The sequence below is a fragment of the Nocardia higoensis genome (assembly GCF_015477835.1).
Classification (GTDB): domain Bacteria; phylum Actinomycetota; class Actinomycetes; order Mycobacteriales; family Mycobacteriaceae; genus Nocardia; species Nocardia higoensis_A.
On record NZ_JADLQN010000001.1, the window covers coordinates 2199858 to 2212971 of the forward strand.

The following is a 13114-nucleotide window of genomic DNA, read 5'->3' on the forward strand; positions in this document are numbered from 1 at the left end:
GCATGTGGTCCTACTCTGCGTCGTATTTCGCTGTCACAGGTCCCGCATTTTCCCCCTGGACAGCACGCTACACCTGCTCCGGAGGACTTTCCGGCCCACCGATGAGTTCTGGTCGCGACGCCCGTCCCAATGGGTGACGGCGCTTGGCCGTCCACCAGTTCCGAGCACCGAGGAGACCGAACCATGAGCGCTACCGTGCCCGGCGATCCCGTATGGGTCGACCTGTTCACCTCCGATCCCGACCGCGCCGTCGCCTTCTACGGCGAGTTGTTCGGCTGGACCGCCGACCGGAACGAGGACTTCGGCGGCTATATCACCTTCCGCTCCGGCGACGCGGCCGTCGCCGGCGCCATGGGCAAATCCTCCCCCGAGGACGGCCCCGACCAGTGGACCGTCTACCTCGCCGCCACCGACGCCCGCGCCACCGCCGAGGCCGCCGCGACGCGCGGTGGTTCGGTGATCGTGCCCGCCATGGCGGTCGGCGACCTCGGCACGATGGCGGTGCTGGCAGATCCGAGTGGCGCGGGCATCGGCATCTGGCAGGCGAACGCCTTCGCGGGTATCGAGATCGAGCCGATGGGCGAGACCGACATGTGGCGCCACGGGGCGCCGGGCTGGTTCGAGCTGCACACCCGCGACTACGACAAGGCACTGATGTTCTACCGCGAGGTCTTCGGCTGGTCGGATGTCTTCGAGATGCCGGGCACCCCCGAGTTCCGCTACAGCACGATCCACGCCGACCACCCGATGCGCGGCGGCGTGATGGACGCCGCCGCCGTGCCCGCCGAGGTGGCGCTGCCCGGCTGGGGGGTGTACTTCGGCGCCGCCGACGTCGACGCGACCGTGGCGAAGGCGATCGAACTCGGCGCGACGCTGCTGCACCCGGCAGAGGACAGCCCGTACGGGCGCATGGCCGTGCTGAACGATCCGACCGGTGCGCGATTCAGCGTCGGCGGGAACGTGGCGAACGCCTGATTCCCGCTCTGCGCCGATCGGAGGGAGTGCGCGCCATCCGCCCGCCCGCGACGCGGGGTGTGAGCGGGCGGATGGTGGGCGAACCGATGCCGACCGGCCGGACGCGACCCGCCACCTCCACCGGACCGGCCGCAGCGGTACCCTCTCCCGCATGTCGGACAGCGCCCCCGTACGCACTCGAAACCGCACCGTGGCCGCCCGATTCGGCGTCGCGGCCGTGGCGGCGGTGTCCGCCTTCGCGCTGACCGGATGCGGCGATCGCTCCGACGACGCGAGCACGATCGTGCGCACCACGACCAATATCGCGGGCGCGGCGGTGGTCGGCCTGGAGCGCGACACCACCCGCACCTGCCCGCTGCCCAGCGCGCCCGACCAGCCCTCGGGCACCCGAGCGGTGACACACGCCGCGGGCATCTCGGAGGTGCCCGCCGACCCGCAGCGCATCGTCGTGCTGAGCACCGCCGCGCTCGACGCCGCCTGCGCACTGGGCCTGTGGGAACGAGTGGTCGGCGCCGTGGTCCAGGACGGCCCGCGTCCGCAGCCGCAGTATCTGGGCACCGGCGTGCTCGAGATCCCGGCCATCGGCACGGCCGCGGAACCGGACCCGGCTCGCATCGCCGCGCTCGAGCCCGACCTGATCCTCGGCGCCGCCCCCTCCGGCGCGGCCACTTTCGACGCACTGGCGAAGATCGCGCCGACCGTGCTGGTGGGTGAACCGGTCAGCTGGCAGGCCGAGTTCGCCGCCTACGCCGCGGGCATGGGCCGCGACCGGGCCGCCGCCGCGGCGCTGAGCAGCTACCAGGCCGACGCCCGCGACGTCGGCGTGACGCTGGCCGCCAACGAGAGCCAGGCCTCGGTCGTCCGGTTCACCGCCGACCAGGCGCAGGTGCAGGGCGTCGACAGCTTCGCGGGCCGGGTACTCGGCGATGTGGGCGTCCAGCGCCCGGCCGCCCAGCGCGGCGACTCCGAGATCGTGGATTCCGGCGCGTATCAGGAACTCGTCGAGGGCGACATCATCTACGTGATCTTCGCCGGAGCGGACGGCGTGGCCCACGGCGAGTCGATCATGCGCGGGCGCGAGTGGAAGGATCTCGGCGCGGTCGGCGACAAGCGCGTTTTCGCCGTCGAGGACAGCGTCTGGCATGGAGACGGGCTGACCGCCGCCCGGGCGATGCTCACCGACCTGCGCGGGACGCTCAACGGCTTCGTCACCGACTGAATCTCCCCCGACCCCCTGGGCCGGGACACCGTGAGCCTGCGGGCCGGAGACGGAACGGGCCCCACGCCTGTCAGCGCGGAGCCCGATCACGTGCACATCGACGAGGCGGGACTCAGAAGTCCCAGTCCTCGTCCTCGGTGTTGACCGCTTTGCCGATCACGTAGCTCGACCCCGACCCGGAGAAGAAGTCGTGGTTCTCGTCGGCGTTCGGCGACAGCGCCGACAGGATCGCCGGATTCACCATGGTCTCGTCGGCCGGGAACAGACCCTCGTAACCGAGGTTCATCAGCGCCTTGTTGGCGTTGTAGCGCAGGAAGGTCTTCACGTCCTCGGTCAGGCCGACCTCGTCGTAGAGATCCTGGGTGTACTCGACCTCGTTCTCGTAGAGCTCGTAGAGCAGCTCGAAGGTGTACCCCTTGAGTTCCTCGCGCTCGGCCTCGGACACCAGTTCCAGGCCGCGCTGGTACTTGTAACCGATGTAGTAGCCGTGCACGGCCTCGTCGCGGATGATCAGCCGGATCATGTCCGCGGTGTTGGTCAGCTTGGCGCGCGAGGACCAGTGCATCGGCAGGTAGAAGCCGGAGTAGAACAGGAAGCTCTCCAACAGCGTGGAGGCCACCTTGCGCTTGAGCGGCTCGTCGCCGTTGTAGTACTGCAGCACGATCTCGGCTTTGCGCTGCAGGTTCCGGTTCTCCTCGGACCAGCGGAACGCCTCGTCGATCTCCTTGGTCGAGCACAGCGTGGAGAAGATCGAGCTGTAGGACTTGGCGTGCACCGATTCCATGAACGCGATGTTGGTGAGCACCGCCTCCTCGTGCGGGGTGAGCGCGTCCGGGATCAAGCTCACCGCGCCGACCGTGCCCTGAATGGTGTCCAGCAGCGTCAGGCCGGTGAAGACCCGCATGGTGAGCTGTTTCTCCTCGGCGGTCAGCGTGGCCCACGAGGGAATGTCGTTGGACACCGGAACCTTCTCCGGCAGCCAGAAGTTGCCGGTCAGCCGATCCCAGACCTCGGCATCCTTCTCATCGGGCACCCGATTCCAGTTGATGGCCGACACCCGATCGATCAGTTTCATCCTGCCTCCACACCCTTTCCGAACACTTCGCCCGTACCCGATCGCCACGTCGTGAGCGCGCTGCCGAGGCCGCGCCACTCTCGATTCAGACACTACTCGTTGTGGCCAGTTCTTCCGAATAGCACAAGACCTTGTGTCACGCCGCACAAAGACCCCCCGGAAGCACCGCGATACCGGGGCCGGTGTGCGCGGCTCCCATTGTGCGCCGAGCCGACCCCGCACCCCACGTCCGCGCGAGTCGGGTGCACCGGCACACCGAAATCGATCGCCGGATGTTTGCCGAAAACCGCACCGGCAGCTCGTGAGTCGGGCGTCGGCCTGCCCGGACAGCCCGCGCCGACCGACACGGTTTGCGGGCGAGTCGGCGCGGTGGGCACACTCGGACGTCGAGAGTCCCGCGCGTGATGCGCGCAGGGCCGGAGGGAGGGGACGTTCTGTGCCAGACAGGCACTGGCGCTACTGCCCTAGCGGCCGCTCAGATCCCGAGGATCAGCTTGGCGGTGGTGAAGTAGATGATCAGGCCGGTGGCATCGACCAGGGTGGTGACCATGGGCGCCGACACCACCGCCGGGTCGATGCGCAGCTTCTTGGCGAGCAGGGGCATGGTGCCACCGATGGTGGTGGCCCAGGCGCAGATGAACACCAGGGTGATGGCGACGACGAGGGCGATGCGGGGGTCGACGAACAGCGCGGCGATCGCCAATCCGACTGCGGCGAGCAGGGATCCGAGGACCAGGCCGACACGGCATTCGCGCCAGATCACCGAGAACAGGTCCGAGCCGCGTACCTCGCCCACCGCTACCGCGCGCACACAGGCGGTCGCCGCTTGCGCACCCGCGTTGCCGCCCGCGCCGATCAGCAGCGGGATGAACAGCGCCAGGTGCGCGGCCTGTTCGAGGGTGCCCGCGAAGAAGTCGGTGACACTGACCGTCAGGGTGGCGGCCAGGAGCAGCAGCATCAACCACAGGGCGCGATAGCGAGCCAGCTGGAACACCCCGGCAGCCATGTAGTGCCCCTCCCAGGGCGACGAACCCGCTTGGCGCGCAACGTCTTCGCTGTCGGCGGCCTCGATGACCTCGACCGCGTCGTCGATGGTGAGCAGGCCGAGCAACCGGTCCTCGCTGTCGACGACGGGCAGGTTGATGTCGTTGGTCTCACGCATGAGCCTGGCCGCCTTCTCCGCGGAGTCGGTGGCGCGGGCGAAAGCCGGTTCGGTGACGACGAGTTCGGAGACCATCGTCTCGGGGCGGGCGAGCACGAGCTCACGCAGTTCCACGATGCCGGTCAGGCGCCTGCCCGCATCGACGACCGGCAGGGTGTAGACGGTCTCGGCACGCGCACCCTCGGCGCGCACCATCGCCAGCGCCTCGGCGACGGTCAGTTCGGCGGGCAACGCGACGACCTCGGGGGTCATGTACTGCCCCGCCGAGCCCTCCGGGTAGCCCAACAGACCCGCGGTCATCCGGCGCTCGCGCGGACTCAGCCCGGCCAGCACCTTCTGTGCCACCTTGGCCGGCGCCTCACGCAGCATGCGGGCGCGGTCGTCGGGAGCCATGCCCTCGACGAGATCGCGGAAGCTCTGCTCACGCAGGCCCTGCAGAATCTGCTGCTGGTCGACGGGTTCGAGTTCCTCGAACACCGCCAGCGCCTGTTCCTTGTCCAGCAGCCGGAAGGCGACGCCCGCCAGCACGGCGTCCATCCGGGCCAGTTCGTCGGCGATCCGGTGCGGCGGGTGCTCGTCGAGCCAGCGCACCACGGATTCGACACGGTGACCGGCGACGAATTCCGGCAGCGATCCGGTGGGCGTGGTACGCACGTCGGCCGATTCCCGGCATGCGTCGGTGAGTTCGGGACGTGCTTCGGCGAGTTCGATCTGCGACATGAGAAGTCCTCGGCACAGCGTGGCATCACACCGGCGCGGCGGAATCGCTCACGGATGGTGGACACAACGAGGGTGAATGATGCGCGAATTCACACCGCGTGGCGCCTGCCCGTGGTCGCGGAAACGTCGTCGGACGTCAGAGATGCGAAGGGGCGGCGCCGCGCGGCCTTCGACTGGGAGGTTCGCTACGCATAGCAATCCACCTCCTCGTCTCGTGATGCAGGGCCGTGTACGCGGATCACCACGATCACGCGCGCCGTTCGCCGTGCCTTCGGATTGATCGGACGCGAATGCGCCCACGGGCAGGCTACCTTGCCCGGACCGGTTTTTCACACCGGGGGCACACGAAGGGAGGCGCAGCTCACAACCACACGCGCTTCTTGCGCCACGGGTCGGGTGTGGGCACAGTGTCGCCGCTGCGCAGCATCATCCGTTCCAGCACGGCCAGCCGCTTGCGTTGGGCGATCACCTCGTGCAGCGCGGCGTTCACCGTCTCCTGCGCGCCGCCACCGGTCCCGAGCAGTGTTCCGGCCACCGCCAGCGCAACGTCGTCGACCTCGATCGATACCCGGGACATCGCCCACCTCCGTGTCTCGCGCGTCCATCGCATGGTAGTGCCGCATACGATCATCCACGCCGAAGAACCGGGATACGGACGGAAAGCAGCCGCGCACCGGGCCTGGTCGCGAGCGATTGCCGTCGGCGACGACGGGGAACGCCGTCAGCTGTCCTGCAACGACTGTTCCACGGTCCGGGCCCGTCGCCTGAGATGATCGCGTTCGGCATGGTCGAAATCTTGGCTGCTGCTGGTGCGTTCGAGGCGGGCCAGCTGATCACCGATCGCCTGTCGATCCATCGGGTCTCGGGCAACCGACGAGAGCGCGTTCAGCATCGACAACAACCCACCCAGGACCGCTGGGTCATGAGCACCGTAGCGTCTGGGTTGCGCGCAGACGAGGTCGAGCAACTCCGGGAAGTCAGGGCGTGCCAGATACAGACGAGCGGTGCCGTCGTGGTCGTGAACGATCTTCGGACCGAGTCGGTATCGAACGAGATCACACAGAACTACGGTCGCCGAGTTGATTCCATGAATGGCCGTCGAAGGATCGTTGATACCCGGAGACAATGCTCGGACGATCACGTCGGTCAACTGTCGCAACCCGTAGCCGATATCTTGCGTGGCCGTGCGCTCGGCACCGTAGCTCAGAGCATCAGTAACCGCGTTGTCGAGTCGATCGATCGACTCCGAGGAAAGAACCGGAGCGTCGGCCGGCCAGCAGTACGCCACCACAGTGCGGGCGACGACCGGATCGCCGGTCCGGCAGTGCACCCACAACACCGCGTCCGCTTCGATCGCGGCAGCCAGCAACCCCTCCTCGTCGACTTCGACGAGATATCCCGAGGCAGCTGCCTCGATTTCCGTTCGCAGCGGAGGTATTGCCGGGGTGTCACCGGATCGACCGATCGTGCCGGACGGTTCCAGGAAGTGGCGGGCGTTGTCGATGGCGTCGCGGGCGACGCGGTCGAGCATCGTCTCTATTCGAATCTGCCGTACCAGGTGGCCGAGGAACACCACCAATCCCAGCACGCTGCCCATGGCGAGCACGTATGCCACTGTCACCGAGATCTGTGGGACGAACTCGACACCGCCGTCGCCACCGCTGCGAACCCTGCGCAGGACAGTGAGTGCGTATGCGAACGTCGCGAGAAACAATGCGAGGGTGCGTTGGACAAACCTGTCGGAGGAAAACGACCGCAACAATCTGGGCGAATACTGGCTGCTGGCCAACTGCATCGTGACCAGTGTCAGCGAGAACGTCAGGGACGTCACCGTGATGAGCGAGGTGGCGATGGCGCCGAGCACTTCGCGCGCAGCATCCGCGCCACCCCCGAACAAATGCTCGGTGATGTAGTCGGGAAGGTGACCACCGAGCCGGGAATCGAGAGCGGGCAGGACAATGCCGGCAAGGATCGCCGCGAGAACTCCTACGGCAGGAACCGGCCACAGCCGGGCACGGAGTGCGTCGACGACGAATCCGCGGCGGCGCTCGACAGTCGCCACGGCTCTACGGATACGTCCAGGGCTGTGGCTGCTCACACCAGTGCTCCCCTCCGTTCGAAGCGACATCGGCGATGCTCATGCGGTACTACCGACTGCGCGACTCTGGTCGGTTCACACTCCTGGCGATCTTTGCATGACGAGAGCCGTGCCTGGCGGAAACCCTTTCGGCGTCCTGTGGGGCGCGTCGTATCGCCTGCCGGAGCCGTCTGCTACAGGTGGCGGTAGAACCGCGTCAGGGTTGCCGTCGGCAGGACCGATGGGGAAAGTGAGATCGACGACCGAGACAACCATCGGCCGGTCGAGAGACAACGAAGGAGAATCGGGTGCGCTTCGGACTGTTCGTCCCGCAGGGATGGCGACTGGATTTGGTGGGGATCGATGTCGAGCAGCAGTGGGATGTCATGCGCGGCCTGGCTCGACGGGCCGACGAGCACGACGAATGGGAGTCGATCTGGGTCTACGACCACTTCCACACCGTGCCGCAGCCCACGCGGGAAGCCACCCACGAGGCGTGGACGCTCATGGCGGCGTTCGCCGCGTCCACCGAGCGGGTGCGGCTCGGCCAGATGTGTACCGCGATCAGCTATCGCCATCCCGCCTATCTGGCGAAGGTGGCCGCCACCACCGACATCATCTCCGGCGGCCGGGTCGAGATGGGCATCGGCGGCGGCTGGTACGAACACGAGTGGCGCGCCTACGGTTGCGGCTTCCCCTCGGCCGGTGACCGGCTGGCCCGGCTCGACGAGGGCGTGCAGATCTTCCGGCAGGCCTGGACCACGGGTGAGGCCACCTTCCACGGCAAGCACTACCAGGTCGACGGCGCCATCGTGCGCCCGCTGCCGCTGCAGGACGGCGGCATCCCGCTGTGGATCGCGGGCGGCGGCGAGAAGAAGACGCTGCGCATCGCCGCGAAGTACGCCGACTACACCAACTTCTCCGGTGAGCTCGAGGAGTTCGCCCGCAAGTCGGAGATCCTGCGTGAGCACTGCGCCGAAGTCGGCACCGATTTCGACGCCATCGTGCGGTCGTCGAACTTCAATGCGGTTCTCGGCCGCGACGAGGCGGAGGTGAAGCAGCGCGTCGCGAGCATCCGCGCGCAGCTGGCCGCGGCGATCGGCGATGCCGCCGCCGCGGAGTACGCCGAGCGACTGTTCGCGAGCGGGCCCGCGGTCGGCACGCCCGAGCAGGTGGCCGAGAACCTGTCGAAAGTGCAGCAACTGGGGCTCGGTTACGCCATCCTGAACTTCCCCGAATCTGCCTACGACACCTCGGGTATCGAGCTGTTCGAGAAAGAGGTCGTTCCGGCGCTGCGCTGAGCGAGCCCGCGGCGAGCCTGACGCCGGCACGAGCCGAACCGGCGGCCACCGGGAAACGTGCTGTCGGCGGTGCGATGCGCCCGGGGACGGCACCGGGCCCCGGAACCTGTCCGCACGGTGCGGAAAGTCCCGGGGCCTGGTCGGTGTCGGCCGCGACTAGAGCATGCAGCTCACGCAGCCCTCGACCTCGGTCCCCTCCAACGCCATCTGCCGCAGCCGGATGTAGTACAGCGTCTTGATGCCCTTGCGCCAGGCGTAGATTTGCGCCCGGTTCAGATCGCGGGTGGTGGCGGTGTCCTTGAAGAACAGCGTCAGCGACAGGCCCTGGTCCACGTGCTGGGTGGCCGCGGCATAGGTGTCGATGATCTTCTCGTAGCCGATCTCGTAGGCGTCGGCGTAGTACTCGAGGTTCTCGTTGGTCATGTAGGGCGCCGGGTAGTAGACGCGCCCGATCTTGCCCTCCTTGCGAATCTCGATCTTCGACGCCACCGGGTGGATCGAACTGGTGGAATGGTTGATGTAGGAGATCGAGCCGGTCGGCGGCACCGCCTGCAGGTTCTGGTTGTAGATGCCGTGCGCCATGACCGAGGCCTTCAGCTCGCGCCAGTCGTCCTGGGTGGGGATGCGCACGCCCGCGTCGGCGAACAACTGCCGCACCCGCTCGGTCGCCGGCTCCCACACCCGGTCGGTGTACTTGTCGAAGTACTCGCCGCTGGCGTACTTCGATTCCGGGAAGCCGCCGAAGTAGCTGCCACGCTCGATCGCGAGCTGGTTGGAGGCCCGCAGCGCGTGGTAGACCACGGTGTAGAAGTAGATGTTGGTGAAGTCGATACCTTCGTCGGAGCCGTAGTGGATGTGCTCGCGGGCGAGGTAGCCGTGCAGGTTCATCTGACCGAGGCCGATGGCGTGCGATTGCAGGTTGCCCTGCTCGATGGAGGGTACCGAGGAGATGTGGGTCTGATCCGACACCGCGGTCAGTGCGCGGATGGCCACCTCGATGGTCTGCGCGAAGTCCGGCGAGTCCATCGCCTTGGCGATGTTGAGCGAACCCAGGTTGCAAGAGATGTCCTTGCCGATCTCGGCGTAGGACAGGTCGTCGTTGAACTTCGACGGGGTGGAGACCTGCAGGATCTCCGAGCACAGGTTCGAGTGGGTGATCTTGCCCGCGATCGGGTTGGCCCGGTTCACCGTGTCCTCGAACATGATGTACGGGTAGCCGGATTCGAACTGCAGCTCGGCGATGGTCTGGAAGAACTCGCGTGCCTTGATCTTCGACTTGCGGATGCGCTTGTCGTCGACCATCTCGTGGTACTTCTCGGTCACGTTGATGTCGGCGAACGGCTTGCCGTAGATCCGCTCCACGTCGTACGGCGAGAACAGGTACATGTCCTCGTTCTTCTTGGCCAGCTCGAAGGTGATGTCGGGGATCACCACGCCGAGCGAGAGCGTCTTGATACGGATCTTCTCGTCCGCGTTCTCCCGCTTGGTGTCCAGGAAGCGGTAGATGTCGGGGTGGTGCGCGTGCAGGTACACCGCGCCCGCCCCCTGACGCGCGCCCAGCTGGTTGGCGTAGGAGAAGGAGTCCTCGAGCAGCTTCATGATCGGGATGACGCCCGAGCTCTGATTCTCGATCTTCTTGATCGGCGCGCCGTGCTCACGAATGTTGGTCAGCAGCAGGGCCACACCGCCGCCGCGCTTGGACAGCTGCAGAGCCGAGTTGATGGAGCGCCCGATGGACTCCATGTTGTCCTCGATGCGAAGCAGGAAGCAATTGTGCACGACGGTGCCGCGAATGGCGTAGGTATGCGTGCCTTCGACGTGCAGGTTGTAGACCTTTTCCGGCGTCTCGGCGGTGCGCTCGATCGCTCGGACTCCGTAAACGTGGCGGCCGTGCACCACCTGGTAGGTCGTACGCTTCGTGCCCTTGCGACCGGTGTAGTTGTGCAGGTTCTTGTCGATGTCGAAGATGAATTCTTCGTTGGTGCCGGGCAGGCCGGGCACGAAGACCTGGCCGGTCGGATTGCCGGCCTGGTTGACGTAGGTACGGACGACCGACACGATGCCGAGACGGCGCAGCAGCAGTTGCACCTGGTCCACCAGCTCCGGATTCACCAGGTCGAGCACCATTCCACCGGTGGTGCTACATCCGTCACCACGGAACAATCCGGCGAGCAGACCGCGCTGGAAATCCTCATCGGCGGTCATCACATCGTGGGACAGGCGCTTCGTGCTGTAGCCGGTACCAGCCAGCGACAGCAGCAGCGAGGCCACGATCTTGCTGTTGCACACCATCCGGGTCGAGTGATCGGAATGGTTGGCGTGCAGCGACAGATCGACCCCGAACACCTGCTTGAAGGCCATACCCAGATCGACGTGGTACTCCACTTCGTGGGCACCGAGAGTGAAGTGGACGCCGTTCGGCAGGCCGGTACTCGTTCGCTTGGACACATGCCCCTCGGCGAGATACCAGCCGAGAATCAGGCCGAGTTCGTAGGAGTCCTCGACATAACGGTTGACAGCGACGAAGCCTTGACGGTAGCGCTGCTTGTTCCGATGCTTCGCATCGACGTTCACCTTGCGGATCAGGCCGTCGACCTCTTCATAGACACCTTCGCCCACGAATTCCATCAGATCGAACACCCGACGCTCGCGTGTCTCCCGCGGCGCAGTGGTCACGATGAAATCGGACGGGTGAACATCCTGTGCGGCCAACCACACGAACCCGTTGAACGGGTCGGCGCCATCGCCATGGATCAGGCTTTCGACGTCACGGCTGGTCCACACCAGGATCGGGTGCTCCGGAGTGCACCGAATCGGATCTTTGTGCCCGAAATGCGAAATAGATACCAGGGCCTGATCGTTAGGGTTCTCGATCAACTTCTCGACCACCGAGAACGAACCGTCGTGAGACAGGACTCGATCTCCGGCCCGCAGCGTCTCGATGGCACGCGGCCCCTCGATCGTGTCCACCGGGGTGCCCGCAGGGAAGCACGACACCGGCTCGCCGCGCTGCTTCTTGCCGGAGTTGAGGAAGGTCGGGGTGGCCGGCTGGAAGCGGCCGTCGATGATCTCCTCGACCAGCTTGCGCGCCAGCGTCTCGTCACCGGCGGCCAGGGTCAACGCCACCATGCACACGCGGTCCTCGAAGCGCTCCAGGTAGCGCTTGCCGTCGAAGGTCTTGAGCGTGTAGGAGGTGTAGTACTTGAACGCGCCGAGAAAGGTCGGAAACCGGAACTTCTTGGCATAGGCCTGCTGGAACAGGCTCTTGACGAAGGCGCGGCTGTACCGGTCGAGAACCTCGGGCTCGTAGTAGTTCTCCTCGACCAGGTAGTCCAGCTTCTCGTCCAGGTTGTGGAAGAAGACGGTGTTCTGGTTGACGTGCTGGAGGAAGTACTGACGCGCGGCCTCACGATCCTTCTCGAACTGGATCTCGCCGTCGGCGCCGTACAGGTTCAGCATCGCGTTGAGGGCGTGGTAATCCATGTCCTCCCCGGCGCCGTCGGCGATGCGCGCGGCGGGCCGCTCCAGGCGGGCCGTCATGCCGGTCGGCGCTGTGGTTGCTGTTGCCAAAACAATCCCAATCCCTCTCGGACGCGCTCGACGTCGCGCGCGGTTCCCATGAGTTCGAATCGATACAGATACGGCACCCCGCACTTGCGCGAGATGACGTCTCCCGCATAGCAATAGGTGTCGCCGAAGTTCGTGTTGCCCGCCGCGATCACTCCGCGCAGCAACGACCGGTTGTGCGGGTCGTTGAGGAACTTGGCGACCTGGCGCGGCACGAACTCCTTGTCGGACCTCGAGTGCCCGCCGGCCTCACCGAACACGTGCCGACCGCCCCCATAGGTGGGGACGATCAGCACGTAGGGTTCCTCGGCTCGCAGCGAATCGGTGGTGTGCAGCGGGATGCGAGTCGCCGGGAGTCCCAGCTTCTCGACGAAGCGGTGCGTGTTCTCCGATGCACTGGAGAAGTAGACGAGCGCGGTGTCGCCGACCGTGTCGGACATGACCTGCTGTCCTCTCTCCTCGAATGCCCCCTCGGGCCGCCCGGCCCGGATCGGCGGGCGTGCCCTCGGTCGTGTGCGGCGTTCAGGCCGCGACGGTGGCGAGGTTCTTGATGCGATCGGGGCGGAAACCGGACCAGTGATCCTCCCCCGCCACGACGACCGGCGCCTGCAGGTACCCCAGGGCCATGACGTAGTCACGCGCCTCGGGGTTCTCGCTGATGTCGACGACCTCGTAGTCCACCCCGGCCTTGTCGAGGGCCTTGTAGGTGGCGTTGCACTGAACGCAAGCGGGCTTGGTGTACACGGTGACGGTCATTGATCTGCCTCTCTCCTCTGCCTGATCCACAGCCGGTGATCCATGTGCATTGCGTGATCGACTTGCGCTGCGCAAACTCCCTGGACCCGGTGCGGTAGGCCCTGCTCATCCCGTTGTCGGCATCACCTGAGCGAAAGTGCCACACCCCGTCTTCCAGTAGGCAAGACACTACACCTAGTGGGCGACACTTCTCCACAACACGACATGTTGCGAACAACATTGATGGGATTTACGCCGCACAAGTCCCTGGACAGCCGATTCG

At 66.2% G+C, this 13114-nt stretch carries 10 protein-coding genes; 3 read left to right on the forward strand and 7 right to left on the reverse strand.

Going from position 1 to position 13114, the window contains the following annotated elements; all coding sequences use genetic code 11:
* The first annotated feature begins 183 nt into the window (after positions 1 to 183).
* Complete coding sequence (locus IU449_RS09975) at positions 184 to 975, forward strand: VOC family protein (protein WP_195001553.1); 792 nt, start codon at positions 184 to 186, stop codon at positions 973 to 975.
* A 151-nt stretch (positions 976 to 1126) separates the two neighbouring features.
* A complete protein-coding gene (locus IU449_RS09980; RefSeq protein ID WP_195001554.1) occupies positions 1127 to 2194 on the forward strand; it encodes an ABC transporter substrate-binding protein in 1068 nt (355 codons plus the stop codon).
* A gap of 112 nt (positions 2195 to 2306) precedes the next feature.
* Here IU449_RS09980 and nrdF read toward each other — a convergent pair whose 3' ends face one another.
* The 4 genes from nrdF to IU449_RS10000 all read right to left on the reverse strand — a co-directional run bounded on the left by nrdF (position 2307) and on the right by IU449_RS10000 (position 7213).
* On the reverse strand, positions 2307 to 3269 hold the full coding sequence (gene nrdF / locus IU449_RS09985) for a class 1b ribonucleoside-diphosphate reductase subunit beta (protein WP_195001555.1): 963 nt from the start codon (positions 3267 to 3269) through the stop codon (positions 2307 to 2309).
* Between the two features lie 475 nt (positions 3270 to 3744).
* Positions 3745 to 5151: a magnesium transporter gene (gene mgtE / locus IU449_RS09990; protein ID WP_195001556.1), complete on the reverse strand. Its 1407-nt coding sequence runs from the start codon at positions 5149 to 5151 to the stop codon at positions 3745 to 3747.
* Between the two features lie 361 nt (positions 5152 to 5512).
* Positions 5513 to 5728, reverse strand: a complete 216-nt coding sequence (locus IU449_RS09995; protein WP_195001557.1) for a type II toxin-antitoxin system VapB family antitoxin — start codon at positions 5726 to 5728, stop codon at positions 5513 to 5515.
* A gap of 144 nt (positions 5729 to 5872) precedes the next feature.
* Positions 5873 to 7213 carry a DUF2254 domain-containing protein gene (locus IU449_RS10000; RefSeq protein ID WP_324188158.1) on the reverse strand — a complete coding sequence of 447 codons (1341 nt, stop codon included), beginning with the start codon at positions 7211 to 7213 and terminating at the stop codon, positions 5873 to 5875.
* Positions 7214 to 7536: 323 nt separating this feature from the next.
* Here IU449_RS10000 and IU449_RS10005 point away from each other — a divergent pair, with 323 nt between their 5' ends.
* Positions 7537 to 8529, forward strand: a complete 993-nt coding sequence (locus tag IU449_RS10005) for an LLM class F420-dependent oxidoreductase (RefSeq protein ID WP_195001559.1) — start codon at positions 7537 to 7539, stop codon at positions 8527 to 8529.
* A 156-nt stretch (positions 8530 to 8685) separates the two neighbouring features.
* Here the strand turns inward: IU449_RS10005 and nrdE are convergent, their stop codons facing one another.
* The 3 genes from nrdE to IU449_RS10020 all read right to left on the reverse strand — a co-directional run bounded on the left by nrdE (position 8686) and on the right by IU449_RS10020 (position 12852).
* Positions 8686 to 12069 carry a class 1b ribonucleoside-diphosphate reductase subunit alpha gene (nrdE, locus tag IU449_RS29815; protein ID WP_195002459.1) on the reverse strand — a complete coding sequence of 1128 codons (3384 nt, stop codon included), beginning with the start codon at positions 12067 to 12069 and terminating at the stop codon, positions 8686 to 8688.
* Positions 12066 to 12536 carry a class Ib ribonucleoside-diphosphate reductase assembly flavoprotein NrdI gene (gene nrdI, locus IU449_RS10015; RefSeq protein ID WP_195001560.1) on the reverse strand — a complete coding sequence of 157 codons (471 nt, stop codon included), beginning with the start codon at positions 12534 to 12536 and terminating at the stop codon, positions 12066 to 12068. Before nrdI ends, nrdE begins: the two co-directional genes overlap by 4 nt.
* An 82-nt stretch (positions 12537 to 12618) precedes the next feature.
* Positions 12619 to 12852 (reverse strand): redoxin NrdH, encoded by a 234-nt coding sequence (locus IU449_RS10020; RefSeq protein WP_040797603.1) that lies wholly within the window; start codon positions 12850 to 12852, stop codon positions 12619 to 12621.
* Between the last annotated feature and the right edge of the window lie 262 nt (positions 12853 to 13114).